Here is a 14,559-nt window from a genome sequence, read left to right on the forward strand (position 1 = left end):
CCTAGTGGTCGGTCAGCGCGGCTCCGCGGTATGGCCGTCGGCGCCGTGGGTGCGCTGGCTCTCCTTCATGCCGGCCTCGCGCAGATGTCGGCGCCCCGCCATGAGATCCTCGCGCACGGCCGCCTCGAGCTGACGGAACAGCGACCAGTAGCCGTCGTCGTACTCCTCGACGATCTGGAACGTCCACCGGCCGTCCAGGACGTTGCGGCCGAACAGCTCGCGCTCGAGACGGTCGGCCCATGACCCGTGCCCGGCCTCGCGGAGCAGGGGGATGGCCTCCTCGACGTGCCGGTTTCCCTCGCCGGTCAGCTGGTGGAACGCGTAGAGGTGCCCGCGCGCCCACTCGGTGACCTCCAGCGCCTTGGTCAGCCTGCCTACGGCATCGACCGTGGCCTGGTCGACCCCGTCGGGCACCTGGTGCCCCGAAGACACGCGCTCGCTCATGACCACGCCGTACCCAGATCGGGCAGCGACGCACCGGCAGCGACCGGGGCGGGTACGTTGCGGGTGATGACCGAGCTGCTCGACGACCTGGCCGGGGCGAGGGTGCCGTGGACCTCGCCGGCCATCGCAGCGTGGTACTCCCACGACGCGCTTCGCCGGCAGTGGCGCGCTCCGATGCGGACCGAGGCCGAGCGCCTCGGCGACATCGGCTTCGGTGAGGGGTTCCGCGACGACGTCGGAAAGGGCCCGGCAGACCCCCTCGCCTGGGCCAACCGCCGCCTCGTGCTCGGCGACGGCGGGTGGGTGCTGACCGGCATCCGGTACCGCAACCGGGACGTGTCCCGGCCCTTCGTCGACGTCATCGCCACGACCGCGTCGGCGACGCCGGACGGACTGGCGGCCCTGGTCGGGAGCGTGCTGCCCGCCTACGACGAGTTCGCGCCTCTCAGCCTTCGCGTGGACGCCCCCGACCCCCTCGCCCTGGTCGAGGAGCTGGGAGTCGACCCACGCTTCGGCGCCGGCTGCGCGGTCGACATGCTCGTCGTCGCCGAGACCGTCGTCCGGCTGCGCGCGCAGCCTCGGGCCGCGGCGTACCCGGACGTGAGGCTGCGGGCGGGCGAGCCGGAACGGCTGGCACGACGCGTCGCCGAGATCTACGCCGAGCTCGGCGCCGGTGAGCCGGCCCTGGCCAGGTGGGCGCAGCCCGAGGACGCCGAGTCGCTGGCCGCCTGCGCCGACGAGGGTCTGCTCTTCGAGGTGCTGGCCGAGGGCGAGTCGGCGGGAGTGGTCGCGGGGCTGCGCTACGACGCCCACGGGATGCGCGGATTCTCGGTGCAGGAGGTCTGCCTGGACCCGGCCCACCGGGGCCGTCGGCGTGCCCCGGCCGTCCTCCAGCGCCTCGTCGACGCGCTGCCGGACCAGGACGGGGACGTGCTGTGGGGCACGATCGACCCGGCCAACTCGGCGTCGCTGAACAGCGCCCGTTCGGTCGGCCGCAGGGTCGTCGGCGGGCTGGTCTGGGTCACACCGCACGGGCTGCCCGGCATGCGCCCGGGCACCTCGGGCCCGACCTAGGAGTCGAAGCCCAGGCCCGCCCTGTCGAGGGTCCGCAGCCACAGGTTGCGCCGACCCTGACGTCGGTCGGCGGCCGCGAGCGAGCGACGTGTCAGCTCGATGCCCGTCCAGGCGAACGGCTCCGGCGGGAAGGGCAACGGCTTCCTCCGCACCATCTCCAGGCGGGTGCGCTCGGAGTCGACCCCGTCGAGCAGATCGAGCATCACGTCCGCGCCGAAGCGCGTCGCGCCGACACCGAGACCGGTGTATCCCAGCGCGTACGCCGCGCGGCCGGCGTACGCCGTTCCGAAGAACGCGCAGAAGCGGGTGCAGGTGTCGATCGCCCCGCCCCAGCGGTGGGAGAACCGCAGGCCCGCCAGCTGGGGGAACGTCGTGAAGAACTGCCGCGCCAGCAGGTCGAAGGTCTCGGGCCGCTGGTCGTAGGACCGCCGGAGGTGCCGCCCGAAGTGGTAGACCGCGTCGTACCCGCCCCACAGGATGCGGTGGTCTGCGGTCATCCGGAAGTAGTGGAACTGGTTGGTCATGTCGTCGAGGCCCTGCCTCCCCCGCCAGCCGATCCCCTCGAGCTGGTCGGGCGAGAGCGGCTCGGTCATCAAGGCGTAGTCGTAGACGGGCACGGTGTGCAGCCGGATCCGGCGCACCAGCGAGGGGAACGCGTTGGTGCCGAGGGCCACCCGCCCCGCGCGCACGGCGTACCCGTGCTCCGTGCGCACCTCCACGCCCGCTCCCGCGGTGGTCACGCCCGAGACCCGGGTGCCCTCGTGCACGCGCACGCCGAGCGACTCGGCGGCCGCCGCGAGCCCCCAGGCGAGCCGCGCCGGATCCACCAGCGCGTTGTCGTGCGGCTCGAAGGCCCCCGCCAAGAACGTCGGCGAGCTCACCTCGGCGAGCATGGAGTCACGGTCGAGGAACGTCGCCTCGGGGTTGTCGGCGACCAGCTGGTGCAGCCAGTCCACCTGGTGCGGCTCCGTGGCGACGGTGATCGCACCCGACCTCACGAAGTCGCAGTCGACGGCGTAGCGGGAGAGCGTCGCCTCGATGGCGTCGAGGTTGTCGCGGCCGAGGCGCTCCAAGGTGTCGATCTCGTCGGGCCAGCGTTCGACGCCGTTGGCGTGGCCGTGGGTGAGGGACGCCGCGCAGAAGCCGCCGTTGCGCCCGGAGGCGGCCCAGCCGATCCGGCCGCCCTCCAGCAGCACGACGTCGCGGGACGGGTCGCGCTCCTTGGCCCGCACGGCGGTCCACAGACCCGTGTAGCCACCGCCCACGACACAGAGGTCGGTCGAGCCGTCGGCCTCCAGCGGCGGCCGCGGGGCGGGCCGATCGGCGCTGTCGAGCCAGTAGGGCGTGGTCGCGGCGTCGGCGACCGCGGGATGCAAGGTGGCCGCCATGCCCGAACTCTGCCACGCCCCCGTTGAGTTGGCCCTCCAGCCTCGTTGAGTTGGCCCTCCGGGCCAACTCAACGAGGCTGGAGGGGGCGGCGGACCGAGGTGACGAGCACCGCGGCCGGCACCATGGCGACCGGGATGGCGAGCAGCGCGTGCAGGGTGCCGACGTGGTTGCCCAGGAAGCCCAGCAACGGCGGGCCGGCCAGGAACGCGCCGTACCCGATGGTCGACACGACACCCACCCTCCGGGCGGAGCGGGCCGGGTCGTCGCCGGCGGCGCTCATCCCGACCGGGAAGCCCAGTGCAGCGCCGAAGCCCCACAGCACGATGCCGAGCACCGCGAAGGCGGCGACCCCGGACCAGACCACCACCAGGACGCCGACGGTGGCTGCGAGAGCCGAGACCAGCATCGAGCGCACGCGCCCGTAGCGGTCGAGCACCACCGGGCCACCGAGGCGCCCCAGTGTCATCGACGCGACGAAGAGCGCGAAGCCCAGGACGCCGACCCAGTGTCGGGCGTCGTAGCCGTCGACCAGGCCGAGGGCCAGCCAGTCGTTGGCGGAGCCCTCGGCGAGGGTGAAGGCCAGCACCATGAAGCCGATGGCCAAGGTCCGCGGCTCCAGCCACGCCGACCGCGACGGACCGTCCACGCGCGCGTGCTCGGCCTGCGCCGCGGGCAGGAGCCGCCGGCTGGCCACGAGCGCCACCGCCACCGCCAGCGCCGGGACGACGGCGTAGTGCACGGCCACGGGTACGCCGAGTCCCGCGGCCACCGCGCCCACTCCCGCGCCGGTGAAGGTCCCCAGCGACCAGCAGGCGTGGAAGCGCGGCATGATGCTGCGGCCCAGCTCGCGCTCGACGGCCGCGCCGTCGACGTTCATGGCGACGTCCCAGACGCCGGCGCCCACGCCGTAGACGAACAGGCCCGCGGCTGCTCCGGGTGCCGATCCGGCGGTGACGAGCAGGCCGGCCACAACCAGGCCGGCCAGGTCGGCACCGGCGCCGAGCCTCAGGACCGCACCAGCACCCCACCGGTCGATCAGGTGACCGCTGGCCGGCATCCCGACCATGGCACCGACCGCGATCGCTAGCAGGACGCTGCCCAGCTCGCCGTTGGTCAGGTGCAGCGAACCGCGCAGGTCCGGGACCCGGGAGGCCAAGGTCGCGAAGCAGAACCCGTTCAGCGCGAAGACCAGGGCCACCGCGTTGCGAGCGGTGGTGGCCGGGACGCGGGTCACAGGTGCTGGGCGCCGGGCGGGCCGGCCTCGAGCCAGGACTGGAAGCCCATCAACGAGGACGAGCCCAGCGCCAGCTCGACGACCCCTGTCGGGGTCTCGCACCGGATCACCACGTGTCCGGGGTAGAGCGAGAGCTGCTCGACGCCCTCGGGCTGACGGCGTTCGACGAAGACCAGGGTCCGTCGCGCCCACACCCGCTTGGGACGGGGCGAGAGCGAGAAGATCCGGAACCACTCCAAGGAGTCGCCGGCGTACCTGCCCAGGCCCAGCAGCCAGCCGTGCCCCGAGCTGGTCGCCCGGGCGCGGTAGCTCAGCTCGAAGGTGCCACCGTGGCGTGAGAGCAGGCGTCGACGCAGGATCAGGGCGACGCCCAGGAACAGCACGAGCAGGAGCACGACGGCTGCCGACTCCAGCAGCCTCTCCCAGATGGGCAACGCTCCCTCTCCTGTCAGCCCCCGCTCAGATGCGCCGGGAGCGCGTTCAGTCCTGGCCCTCCAGCGCGGCCTTGCGCTCCTCCATCAGGCGCTTGGCCTCCTCGAAGTCGCTCTCGTGGGACAGCTCGGCAAACTCGCACAGCAGGCGGACGTGGTTGCCCGCCACCGAGACGAACCCACCGTCGACCGCCGCCACCCAGTGACCGTCGTCGACCGTGCGGACGTCGACCTGACCGGCGGCCAGCACCGACATCACCGGGGTGTGGTCGGCCATGATCCCGATCTCGCCGGCCAGAGTCCGGCAGTTGACCACGGTCGCCTCGCCGGACCAGACCTCACGGTCGGCCGCGACGAGCGAGACCTGCATCGTCTTCGCCATCTCCTAGACCCTCACAGGCTCTTCTGGATCTCGTCCCACTTGCGCTCGACGTCGTCGAGGCCGCCACACATGAAGAACGCCTGCTCCGCGACGTGGTCGTACTCGCCGTCGGCGATCTTGTTGAACGCCTCGACCGTCTCGGCGACCGGCACCGTCGAGCCCTCGAGGCCGGTGAACTGCTTGGCGACGTAGGTGTTCTGCGACAGGAACCGCTGGATACGGCGCGCCCGGCTGACGATGATCTTGTCCTCCTCGGACAGCTCGTCGACACCGAGGATCGCGATGATGTCCTGGAGCTCCTTGTTGCGCTGGAGGATCTGCTTGATCCGGATCGCGCAGTCGTAGTGCTCCTGCCCGATGTACTGCGCGTCGAGGATCCGCGAGGTCGAGGTCAGCGGGTCGACCGCGGGGTAGATGCCCAGCGAGGCGATCTCGCGGGACAGCTCGGTGGTGGCGTCGAGGTGGGCGAACGTGGTCGCGGGTGCCGGGTCGGTGTAGTCGTCGGCCGGCACGTAGATCGCCTGGAGCGAGGTGATCGAGTGACCTCGCGTCGAGGTGATCCGCTCCTGGAGCGTGCCCATCTCGTCGGCGAGGTTGGGCTGGTAGCCCACGGCGGAGGGCATCCGGCCCAGCAGCGTGGAGACCTCGGAGCCCGCCTGGGTGAAGCGGAAGATGTTGTCGATGAAGAGCAGGACGTCCTGGTTCTGCACGTCGCGGAAGTACTCCGCCATGGTCAGCGCCGACAGGGCGACCCGCAGACGGGTGCCCGGCGGCTCGTCCATCTGGCCGAACACCAGCGCGGTCTGGCCGATGACGCCGGCCTCGGTCATCTCCTGGATCAGGTCGTTGCCCTCGCGGGTGCGCTCACCGACTCCGGCGAACACCGACACACCACCGTGGTCACGGGCGACGCGCGCGATCATCTCCTGGATCAGCACCGTCTTGCCCACGCCGGCGCCCCCGAACAGGCCGATCTTGCCGCCCTGGACGTACGGCGTCAGCAGGTCGATGACCTTGATGCCGGTCTCGAACATCTGGGTCTTGGACTCGAGCTGGTCGAAGGCCGGGGCCTTGCGGTGGATGCCCCAGCGCTCCTTGACCTCGAACTTCTCGCCCTCGGTGAGGTTGAGCGGCTCGCCCAGCATGTTGAACACGTGGCCCAGCGTCACGTCGCCGACCGGGACCGAGATGGGGCCGCCGGTGTCGGTCACGACCGCACCGCGGACCAGACCGTCGGTCGGCTGGAGCGAGATCGCGCGGACCATGCCGTCCCCGATGTGCTGGGCGACCTCGAGGGACAGCACGTGCTTGTCGCCGCCGAGCTCGAACTCGCACTCCAGCTTGTTGTACATGTCGGGCATCGAGTCCACAGGGAACTCGATGTCGACGACCGGGCCGATGACCCGGGCGATCCGGCCACCCGCGCCCTCGGTGGCGTCGGCGTTCTTCTCATCAACCGTGGCAGTCATGTCTCTCCACTCACTTACTCGCTGGCGGCGTTGGCGTCGGCCAGCGCGTTCACGCCACCGACGATCTCGCTGATCTCCTGGGTGATCCCCGCTTGCCGGGCCTGGTTGGCGATGCGGGTGTACTTCTTGATGAGCTCCTCGGCGTTGTCCGTCGCTGACTTCATCGCCTTCTGTCGAGCGGCCAGCTCGGAGGCCGAGGCCTGGAGCAGGGCGAAGAAGATGCGGCTCTGGACGTACTTCGGCAGCAGCGCGTCCAGCACCTCTTGGGCAGACGGCTCGAACTCGTACAGCGGGAGCACCTCGTCCTTCTCGGGGCGCTCGTCGCTCTCGACGATCTCCAGCGGCAGCATCCGCACGTCGTGCGGCTCCTGCACCAGCATCGACCGGAACTGGGTGTAGACCAGGTGCACCTCGTCCACGTGCGCGGGGTCGTCCTTGTCGGCGGTGAACGCCTCGATCAGCGACTCGCCGATCTCCTTGGCGTTCTCGTAGCGCGGCTGGTCGGAGAAGCCGGTCCAGCTCTTCGCGACGTCGCGACCGCGGAACCGGTAGTAGGCCTCGCCCTTGCGCCCGGTGAGGTAGGTGACGACCTCCTTGCCCTCGCCGCGGAGCCGCTCGGCGAGCCGCTCCCCCTCCTTGAGCACGCTGGAGGAGTAGGCGCCGGCGAGCCCGCGGTCGCTGGTGACGATCAGGACCGCAGCCCGGTCGGCGCTCTCGGGCTCGGTGGTCAGGGCGTGGTCGACGTTGGAGTAGGTCACCAGGGCGGTGACGGCCCGGGTCAGCTCGCGCGCGTACGGCGCGGCCTGCTGGGCCCGCTGCTGCGCCTTGATGATGCGAGAGGCAGCGATGAGCTCCATGGCGCGGGTGATCTTCTTGGTCGACTCGACCGAGCGGATCCGCGCGCGGTACTCACGCAGCGATACAGCCATCCTCAGCCCCGCTTCTGCTTGACGATCTGCTCCTGCTCGAGCTCCTCGTCGGTGACCGGGTCCGCCTTGGCCTCGGTACCCGGCTTGATGGACTCACCGTCGGAGGTCTCGAACTGGTCGAGGAACTCGTCGTACGCCGCCGCGACCTTCTCCTCGGTCGCGTCGTCGAAGACGCGCGACTCGCGGATGCCGTCGAGGACGTCCTTGTGCTGACGCGCCAGGAAGTCCAGGAAGTCCTGCTCGAAGCGCAGGACGTCGTCGGTGGGGACCCGGTCGAGCTTGCCCGAGGTCCCGAGGTACAGCGAGACGGTCATCTCGGCCAGCGGGTACGGCGAGTACTGCGGTTGCTTGAGCAGCGCCATCAGCCGCTGGCCGCGGTCGAGCTGCTGCCGCGACGCCGCGTCGAGGTCGGAGGCGAACATCGCGAAGGCCTCCATCGCCCGGAACTGCGCGAGCTCGACCTTGAGCGACCCGGTCACGCTCTTCATGGCCTTGGTCATGGCGTTCCCACCGACCCGGGACACCGAGACACCCACGTCGATGGCCGGCCGCTGGTTGGAGGCGAACAGGTCGGACTGCAAGAAGATCTGGCCGTCGGTGATCGAGATGACGTTGGTCGGGATGTAGGCCGACACGTCGTTGGCCTTGGTCTCGATGATCGGCAGGCCGGTCATCGAGCCGGCACCGAGCTCGTCCGACAGCTTCGCGCAGCGCTCCAGCAGGCGGCTGTGCAGGTAGAACACGTCGCCCGGGTAGGCCTCGCGACCGGGCGGGCGCCGCAGGAGCAGCGAGACCGCGCGGTAGGCCTCGGCCTGCTTGGTCAGGTCGTCGAACACGATCAGGACGTGCTTGCCGTCGTACATCCAGTGCTGGCCGATGGCCGAGCCGGTGTAGGGAGCGAGGTACTTGAAGCCCGCGCTGTCGGACGCCGGCGAGGCCACGATCGTGGTGTACTCCAGCGCGCCGGCCTCCTCGAGGGCGCCGCGCACCGCCGCGATTGTCGAGCCCTTCTGGCCGATCGCGACATAGATGCACCGCACCTGTTGCTGCGGATCTCCGGTGGCCCAGTTCTGCTTCTGGTTGATGATCGTGTCGACCGCGATCGTCGTCTTGCCCGTGGAGCGGTCACCGATGATCAGCTGACGCTGCCCGCGACCCACCGGGGTCAGCGCGTCGATGGCCTTGATGCCGGTCGCGAGCGGCTCCTTGACCGGCTGACGCAGCATCACTCCGGGCGCCTGGATCTCCAAGGCACGACGCTCGTCGGACTCGATGTCGCCGAGGCCGTCGATCGGGGTGCCGAGCGGGTCGACCACGCGGCCCATGAAGGCGTCGCCGACCGGCACCGAGAGGATCTCCCCGGTACGCCGGACCGTCTGGCCCTCCTCGATCTTGTCGAAGTCACCGAGGACGACGACGCCGATCTCGCGGGTGTCGAGGTTCAGTGCGAGACCGAGGGTGCCGTCCTCGAACTCGAGCAGCTCGTTGGCCATCGCCGACGGCAGGCCGGAGACGCGGGCGATGCCATCGGCACACTGCGCGACGGTGCCGACCTCCTCCTTGCTGGCCGCCTCGGGCTTGAAGTCCTCGACGTACTTGGTCAGCGCGTCGCGGATCTCCTCCGGACGGATCGTGAGCTCCGTCATCTCATCCCTACTCTCTAGTCTCTTCTCGAAGTTCTCTCAGCCGACCAGACGCCGTCGGGCGTCGTCGAGCCGGCTGGCGATGGTGCCGTCGATGACCTCGTCGCCGATCTCGACGCGGATCCCGCCGAGGACGTCGGGGTCGACGACGACGTTGAGGTGGACGGTCGTGGCGTACTGCGTGCCGAGGATCCGGGCGAGCCGGTCCTGGTCGGCCCGGCTCAGGGGACGGGCCACGCGCACCGTGGCGACGGCCTCGCCCTGCGTGGCGGCCGCGACCTCGCGGTAGGTGGCCAGGGCCACGGTGACCGGGCCGTAGGTGCCGGACAGCGCCTGCGTCGCCAGGGTGATCGTCGCCGGGAGGGCCTTGCCCTCCAGCAGCGAGCCGAGCAGCCCGGCCTTGTCGTCGACCGAGCGCGCCGGGTCGGACAGGGCGGAGCGGAGGTCGGGGTTGGCGTCGATGATGCCGGAGAGCTCGAAGAGCTGGTCGCCCACCTCGCTGGCGTCGGAGCCGGCCGAGCGGACCGCGGCGATCTCGCTGAGTCGCTCCAGCACGTCGGCGAGGTCACGCGAGAGGGTCCAGCGCCGGCCCACGGCGTCGGTGAGCAGGCCGAGGCCGGGGTCGCCGAGGCGCCCCTTGAACACCTGCTGCACCATGCCCTGCTTGGCCTCGGCCGGCAGCGACGCATCGGTCGCGAACCGGCGCAGGCCGGCCTCGCCGCGCAGCAGCCCACTCACCGTGAAGAGCTCGTCACCGAGCGTCGCGGCCGCGGCCTTGCCGGTGGTGGCGTCGTCGAGCTGCTCGGTGAGCGCCGCGAGCGCCTCGGCGGAAGCTCCCCGGAGGTCCATCAGCGGGCCTCCTCCAGGTCGGCCAGGAAGCGTTCGACCACGCGGGACTGGCGCTCGTCGTCGTCCATGGACTCGCCCACGATGCGTCCGGCCAGGTTGGTGGCGAGGCTGCCCACGTCACGGCGCAAGGAGTTGAACGCCGCCTTGCGGTCGGCCTCGACCTGGGTGTGCGCCAGCTCGACGATGCGGTCGTGCTCGACCTGCGCCTTCTCCCGCGCGTCCTGCACGATCTGGGCACCCTGCTCCCGAGCCTCCTCGCGGATGCGGGCCGCCTCGTGCTTGGCGTTGTTGAGCTGCTCCTTGTACTCCGCCTCGGCCTTGCGGGCGTCTGCCTGGGCCTCGTCGAGGTCGGCGAACCGCTTGCGGATCGCCTCCTGGCGGTCGGCCATCATCTTGTTGATCGGCGGGATGACGAAGCGGGCCAAGAACCAGATGATGATGCCGAACGCGATGACCTCGGCGATGAACGTCGCGTTGGGGACCAGGAAGTTGGACGCCAGAGGCATCCGGCTGCCGGCAAGGGTGTCCATCAGTCAGTCCTGTCTTTCGGGTGGGGTGTGCACCCCGGGTGTCTCGGGTCGCTCACTTGCCCAGGACGAAGACGAACAGCGCCATGAAGGCCAGGTTGATGAAGAACATCGCCTCGACCAGACCGACGGTGAGGAAGAAGATGGTCTGGAGTCGACCCTGGGCCTCGGGCTGACGCGCCACGCCCTGGATGTACGACGAGCCGGCGAGACCGTCACCGATGCCGGCCCCGATCGCGCCGCCGCCGAGGGCGAGGCCGCCGCCGATGAACGCGCCCGCCGTCTTGACGGCTGATTCCATGGTGGTTGCCACTGTGTCTCCTTGGTTCCGCGCCTTCCACGGCGCAATGGGTGTACCTCTGGTGCGGTCGGGCCCCTTGGCTCAGGCCGCGAGTTCTGGGGATTCGTGCTGGGACTCTTCGGAGTTCTCGGAGTGCTCGTCGTGACCCGCCCCGGCCATCCCGAAGTACAAAACGGTCAGGAGCGCGAAGATGAAGGCCTGGATTCCGCCGAGGAACAGCGTGTCGAAAAGCTTCCAGATGACACCGAACACCACGGCCAGCACTCCGCCCACGGGAAGGTTGACGGGCAGCCACTGCACGAGCGATCCGATGAGCGCGATCATGATGCCGCCGGCGAAGATGTTGCCGAAGAGTCGAAGGGCCAACGTGATCGGCTTGAGGAGGTCCTGCAGCACCTCCAGGAACGTGAACACGGTGCGGATGAGGAGATCGACGAACTTCTTGTCCGGGAAGATGCTCGCGCCGACGAAGTGCTTGAGATAGGCGCCCAGACCGCGGGTGCGCACGCCGTAGACCCACACGGAGACCATCGCGATGGCTGCCATGGCGTAGGTGAGGTTAGTGTCGGCCGTCGGTGAGGGCAGCAGGTGGATGTGCTTGTTGGGCTCGGTCGGGATGACCTCCAGCCAGTTCGCGATCAGGATGAAGAAGAACAGCGCGACGGCCAGCGGCACGACGTAGGGATTGATCTTGCCGAGGTTGTCCTCCACCTGCGTCTGCACCTGGGAGATGATCGTCTCCCAGACCAGCTGGAGCTTGGTGGGGACGCCGTCGGGGGTCTGCTTGGTGAGCTGGTTGCGCGCCCAGAGCCCGAGCAGGCACACGACCAGCCCGGCGACCACGGTCACCCAGATCGTGTCGAGGTTCCAGGTCATGCCCAGGAAGTGCCCGGTGGGGTGCTCGCCGGGGTGGATGTCGACGGCGCCGGGCAGGATCGCGGGAAGGTGAGTGCTCACTGCTGCTTCAACTCCTTCAACAGGGGCAGCCCCGTCATGACCAGCGCGATGAGCCGGAAGATCGCCAGGCCGAGGAGCAGCCCGATGCCGTCGGGCCAGAAGAGCACGGCGATGCCGACCGCGATCACCGACAGCACCAGCAGCCGGGCGAACGTCGACATCGCCAGCCGGTTGCGGGTCGGCTGCTCGCCGGAGGTGATCAGGCGCAGCAGCCAGTACTCGGTCGCGAGGTGGTTGAGCAGCCCGAGACCGACACCGGCGGCGATGCAGCCCGCGAGCACCCACTCGTCGAGCTGGCCCAGCACCCAGTAGGCGGCCACGGCCAGGACCACGGCTACCACGATGCTCTTGCGCTGGTCGCGGACCACCCGGCCGAGCGTCGCCGGGCCCAACAGCTGCGGGTCCAGCGGCGGGTTCGGCCCGGAGGTCGTGTCGGGCTCAGCCACGCCGGCTCCCCGGACGAGGTCGGTCATGACGCACGCTCATCGCAGCGCGCTCCGCACGCGTGCCCAGAAGGCCGCGGCAGCGGCCGCGATCCCGAGCGCGATGCCGACGAGGGTGAAGACCGGCGACGTGCCGGCGGCATGGTCGACCAGGAGCCCGACGACCAGGCCGACGACGACCGCCGCAGCCAGCACCCCACCGAGGCCCACGAGATCGCGACCCCGAAGGGTCGGGTCGGGGTCTCCATCGGCCATCCACTCAGGTCGCTCTCAGGGGTGTCTAGGTCGTAAAAGCCAACATCGCCGACGCACGCTCCACGGGGCCTCGACGACGCTCGGAAACTATCACAGCGACTCGGCGTCGCGAATGTCGCGGGGAGGAGGCCGGCACCCGTGCGCACGGAGGCCCGGGAACGGGGCTGGAGGCGGTCGGTCGTCATGGGCTGGCGGCCTGCTCTGCTCGGTGGCGGGGTGCTTGTGAAAAGTAGCACAAGCGTCCGGGACGCCGCCAGCCCCGGGGGCGGTCAGGCCTGGCTCAGGCCCCTCTCAGCCCCTTCTCAGGCCCTGTGCGAATGCGGTCCGAGTGCCGGCCGGGCGCTGCTCGAGCCGGTCAGGACGATGCCACCGCGGCCGCGCGGCGGCGGTGGAGCATCGGGAGCAGGAAGGTCAGGATCACGGTCAGCACGGCCGCCACGGTGATCAGCGACCACATCAACGGCCCCGTGTAGAGGCTGATCACAACCGTGCTCCCCGCGACCAGGGCCGCCCACATCCACATGATGAGCACGGCCCGCCGCTGGGAGTGGCCGATCTCGAGCAGCCGGTGGTGCAGATGCTCCTTGTCCGGGTGGTAGAACGCCTGGCCCCGCCGGGTGCGACGGATCACGGCCAGCACCAGGTCGACGATCGGGACGACGAGCAGGGTGACCGGCAGGGCGAGGGGCAGGAAGGTCGGGGCGAGGCTCGCGGGCGAGCCCATCGCACCCTTGCTCAGCTCGGTGCCGGAGAACTGCCCGGTCAGCGTGATGGCGCTGGCCGACAGCACCAGCCCGATCAGCATCGAGCCGCTGTCGCCCATGAACACGCGGGCCGGGTTGACGTTATGGGGCAAGAACCCCACACAGGCCCCCGCCAGCATGGCGCTGAGCAGCGCCCCGGTGGAGGCGAGCGAGGCGTTGTTGAGGCGCAGCAGCTGGTAGCAGAAGACGAAGAAGGCGATGGCGCCGATGCCGACCACCCCCGTCGCCAGCCCGTCCAGACCGTCGACGAAGTTCACCGCGTTGATGGTCGCCACGATCACGAACGCCGTCAGCAGCGCGCCCTGGGCGGGGTCGAGCGCGAACTGTCCGCCGTGTCCCTGGGGGAAGTAGAGGTACTGGATGCCGTTGAGGACCAGGAACCCCGCGGCCAGCACCTGGCCACCCAGCTTGGTCAGCGCGTCGAGCTCGAAGAGGTCGTCGAGGGTGCCGACCGCGCAGATCATGGCGCCCGCGATCAAGACGATGCGGGCGTCGTGGAAGACGAACGGGCCGCCGTGCGTCGACAGGAACGGCAGCTGACGGGCGACGAGGTACGACGCGCAGAGGCCGCCCAGCATCGCCAGTCCGCCGAGGTAGGGCACCGGCTGGGCATGGACGTCGCGGTCGCGCACCCGGGCTACGGCGCCGGTCCGCACCGCGATCTCGCGGGCGATGACGGTCAGCAGGTAGGTCGCGGCGGCCGCGACCAGGAAGACCAGGAGGTACTCACGCACGCGGCAGCGCCGTTCCTCGCACGATCAGGCCCGCCTCACTCCGGCTCACTGAGGTGCTTCGTCCTCGACCACGGTGCACCCCAGGGGTTGCAGCACGTCGTTCAGCTCGGGGACTCCCAGCGCCCCGCGGCGCAGCAGCCGTGGCTGGGAGAGACGCACGTCCAGGATCGTGGAGGCCTCGCCCCTGGGCGATGGGCCGTCGTCGAGCACGACCTCGACGTGGTCGCCGAGCATCCCCGCCGCGGCGGCGGCCTCGGTGGCCGCCGGCAGGCCGCTGAGGTTGGCCGAGCTCACCGCCATCGGGCCCGTGCGCTCCAGCAGGGCCAGCGCGACCTCGTGGTCGGGCATCCGGACCGCGACCGTGCCCCGCGTCTCGCCGAGGTCCCAGGTCAGTGACGGCTGCTGCTCGCAGACGAGAGTGAGCGGCCCCGGCCAGAACGCCTCGGTGAGCGCCTCGACGTAGCTCTGCAGGTTGGTCGCCAGGGCCGCCAGGGTCGTCGCCGCGCTGACCAGCACCGGTGGGGGCATCTCGCGGCCGCGGCCCTTGGCGTCGAGCAGCGCCTGCACGGCGTCGTGGTCGAACGCGTCGGCTCCGACACCGTAGACGGTGTCGGTCGGCAGCACGATCAGCTCACCGCGCTGGACCGCCTGCGCGGCGGCCTCGACGGCGGCCTCGCGCTCGGACTCCGACCCGGTCGGGTAGGTCGTGCTCATCGGGCCTCGCGTTCGTCGGT

General features: G+C 70.4%; 17 protein-coding genes. 1 reads left to right on the forward strand and 16 read right to left on the reverse strand.

Annotated features, from left to right (window positions below; translation table 11 throughout):
- Nucleotides 1-12 precede the first annotated feature (12 nt).
- Nucleotides 13-444 (reverse strand): hypothetical protein, encoded by a 432-nt coding sequence (locus tag VHW64_RS13750; RefSeq protein ID WP_329651134.1) that lies wholly within the window; start codon nt 442-444, stop codon nt 13-15.
- Nucleotides 445-510: 66 nt separating this feature from the next.
- Here VHW64_RS13750 and VHW64_RS13755 point away from each other — a divergent pair, with 66 nt between their 5' ends.
- Nucleotides 511-1,518, forward strand: coding sequence for a hypothetical protein (locus tag VHW64_RS13755; protein ID WP_329651135.1), 1,008 nt, complete (start codon nt 511-513; stop codon nt 1,516-1,518).
- Here VHW64_RS13755 and VHW64_RS13760 read toward each other — a convergent pair.
- From VHW64_RS13760 to VHW64_RS13830, 15 genes are all read right to left on the reverse strand, one after another.
- Nucleotides 1,515-2,906: an FAD-dependent oxidoreductase gene (locus VHW64_RS13760; RefSeq protein WP_329651136.1), complete on the reverse strand. Its 1,392-nt coding sequence runs from the start codon at nt 2,904-2,906 to the stop codon at nt 1,515-1,517. The genes VHW64_RS13755 and VHW64_RS13760 overlap by 4 nt on opposite strands.
- A 68-nt stretch (nt 2,907-2,974) precedes the next feature.
- Nucleotides 2,975-4,243, reverse strand: coding sequence for an MFS transporter (locus tag VHW64_RS13765; protein WP_329651137.1), 1,269 nt, complete (start codon nt 4,241-4,243; stop codon nt 2,975-2,977).
- Nucleotides 4,138-4,575, reverse strand: coding sequence for a DUF2550 domain-containing protein (locus VHW64_RS13770; protein WP_329651138.1), 438 nt, complete (start codon nt 4,573-4,575; stop codon nt 4,138-4,140). The genes VHW64_RS13765 and VHW64_RS13770 overlap by 106 nt, the downstream gene beginning before the upstream one ends.
- Before the next feature lie 46 nt (nt 4,576-4,621).
- Nucleotides 4,622-4,954, reverse strand: a complete 333-nt coding sequence (locus VHW64_RS13775) for a F0F1 ATP synthase subunit epsilon (RefSeq protein WP_329651139.1) — start codon at nt 4,952-4,954, stop codon at nt 4,622-4,624.
- Between the two features lie 11 nt (nt 4,955-4,965).
- Nucleotides 4,966-6,423: a F0F1 ATP synthase subunit beta gene (gene atpD / locus VHW64_RS13780; protein ID WP_329651140.1), complete on the reverse strand. Its 1,458-nt coding sequence runs from the start codon at nt 6,421-6,423 to the stop codon at nt 4,966-4,968.
- Nucleotides 6,424-6,437: 14 nt separating this feature from the next.
- Nucleotides 6,438-7,352: a F0F1 ATP synthase subunit gamma gene (locus VHW64_RS13785; RefSeq protein WP_329651141.1), complete on the reverse strand. Its 915-nt coding sequence runs from the start codon at nt 7,350-7,352 to the stop codon at nt 6,438-6,440.
- A 2-nt stretch (nt 7,353-7,354) separates the two neighbouring features.
- Entirely contained in the window at nt 7,355-8,998 is a 1,644-nt protein-coding gene (gene atpA / locus VHW64_RS13790) for a F0F1 ATP synthase subunit alpha (protein WP_329651142.1), read from the reverse strand.
- Nucleotides 8,999-9,034: 36 nt separating this feature from the next.
- Nucleotides 9,035-9,844: a F0F1 ATP synthase subunit delta gene (locus tag VHW64_RS13795; protein ID WP_329651143.1), complete on the reverse strand. Its 810-nt coding sequence runs from the start codon at nt 9,842-9,844 to the stop codon at nt 9,035-9,037.
- A complete protein-coding gene (locus VHW64_RS13800) occupies nt 9,844-10,374 on the reverse strand; it encodes a F0F1 ATP synthase subunit B (RefSeq protein ID WP_329651144.1) in 531 nt (176 codons plus the stop codon). Before VHW64_RS13800 ends, VHW64_RS13795 begins: the two co-directional genes overlap by 1 nt.
- Nucleotides 10,375-10,426: 52 nt before the next feature.
- Complete coding sequence (locus VHW64_RS13805; RefSeq protein ID WP_329651145.1) at nt 10,427-10,672, reverse strand: F0F1 ATP synthase subunit C; 246 nt, start codon at nt 10,670-10,672, stop codon at nt 10,427-10,429.
- 81 nt (nt 10,673-10,753) lie between these two features.
- The gene (gene atpB / locus VHW64_RS13810; protein ID WP_329651146.1) at nt 10,754-11,629 is read right to left on the reverse strand and encodes a F0F1 ATP synthase subunit A; all 876 of its coding nucleotides are present in this window, start codon (nt 11,627-11,629) and stop codon (nt 10,754-10,756) included.
- Nucleotides 11,626-12,102, reverse strand: a complete 477-nt coding sequence (locus VHW64_RS13815; RefSeq protein ID WP_329651147.1) for a hypothetical protein — start codon at nt 12,100-12,102, stop codon at nt 11,626-11,628. The genes atpB and VHW64_RS13815 overlap by 4 nt, the downstream gene beginning before the upstream one ends.
- A gap of 9 nt (nt 12,103-12,111) precedes the next feature.
- Nucleotides 12,112-12,327: an AtpZ/AtpI family protein gene (locus tag VHW64_RS13820; RefSeq protein ID WP_329651148.1), complete on the reverse strand. Its 216-nt coding sequence runs from the start codon at nt 12,325-12,327 to the stop codon at nt 12,112-12,114.
- A gap of 355 nt (nt 12,328-12,682) precedes the next feature.
- The gene (locus VHW64_RS13825; protein WP_329651149.1) at nt 12,683-13,825 is read right to left on the reverse strand and encodes an MraY family glycosyltransferase; all 1,143 of its coding nucleotides are present in this window, start codon (nt 13,823-13,825) and stop codon (nt 12,683-12,685) included.
- 45 nt (nt 13,826-13,870) lie between these two features.
- On the reverse strand, nt 13,871-14,539 hold the full coding sequence (locus VHW64_RS13830) for an L-threonylcarbamoyladenylate synthase (protein ID WP_329651150.1): 669 nt from the start codon (nt 14,537-14,539) through the stop codon (nt 13,871-13,873).
- Nucleotides 14,540-14,559 lie beyond the last annotated feature (20 nt).

The sequence above is a fragment of the Nocardioides sp. genome (assembly GCF_036267815.1).
GTDB lineage: Bacteria > Actinomycetota > Actinomycetes > Propionibacteriales > Nocardioidaceae > Nocardioides.

Bases quoted from the DNA above. Each gene is read 5' to 3' on its own strand.
- VHW64_RS13750 (WP_329651134.1), bottom strand. From the start codon at position 444: ATGAGCGAGCGCGTGTCTTCGGGGCACCAGGTGCCCGACGGGGTCGAC.
- VHW64_RS13800 (WP_329651144.1), bottom strand. From the start codon at position 10,374: ATGGACACCCTTGCCGGCAGCCGGATGCCTCTGGCGTCCAACTTCCTG.
- VHW64_RS13815 (WP_329651147.1), bottom strand. From the start codon at position 12,102: ATGACCGACCTCGTCCGGGGAGCCGGCGTGGCTGAGCCCGACACGACC.
- VHW64_RS13820 (WP_329651148.1), bottom strand. From the start codon at position 12,327: ATGGCCGATGGAGACCCCGACCCGACCCTTCGGGGTCGCGATCTCGTG.
- VHW64_RS13775 (WP_329651139.1), bottom strand. From the start codon at position 4,954: ATGGCGAAGACGATGCAGGTCTCGCTCGTCGCGGCCGACCGTGAGGTC.
- VHW64_RS13830 (WP_329651150.1), bottom strand. From the start codon at position 14,539: ATGAGCACGACCTACCCGACCGGGTCGGAGTCCGAGCGCGAGGCCGCC.
- VHW64_RS13760 (WP_329651136.1), bottom strand. From the start codon at position 2,906: ATGGCGGCCACCTTGCATCCCGCGGTCGCCGACGCCGCGACCACGCCC.
- VHW64_RS13785 (WP_329651141.1), bottom strand. From the start codon at position 7,352: ATGGCTGTATCGCTGCGTGAGTACCGCGCGCGGATCCGCTCGGTCGAG.
- VHW64_RS13805 (WP_329651145.1), bottom strand. From the start codon at position 10,672: ATGGAATCAGCCGTCAAGACGGCGGGCGCGTTCATCGGCGGCGGCCTC.
- VHW64_RS13795 (WP_329651143.1), bottom strand. From the start codon at position 9,844: ATGGACCTCCGGGGAGCTTCCGCCGAGGCGCTCGCGGCGCTCACCGAG.
- VHW64_RS13755 (WP_329651135.1), top strand. From the start codon at position 511: ATGACCGAGCTGCTCGACGACCTGGCCGGGGCGAGGGTGCCGTGGACC.
- atpD (WP_329651140.1), bottom strand. From the start codon at position 6,423: ATGACTGCCACGGTTGATGAGAAGAACGCCGACGCCACCGAGGGCGCG.
- atpA (WP_329651142.1), bottom strand. From the start codon at position 8,998: ATGACGGAGCTCACGATCCGTCCGGAGGAGATCCGCGACGCGCTGACC.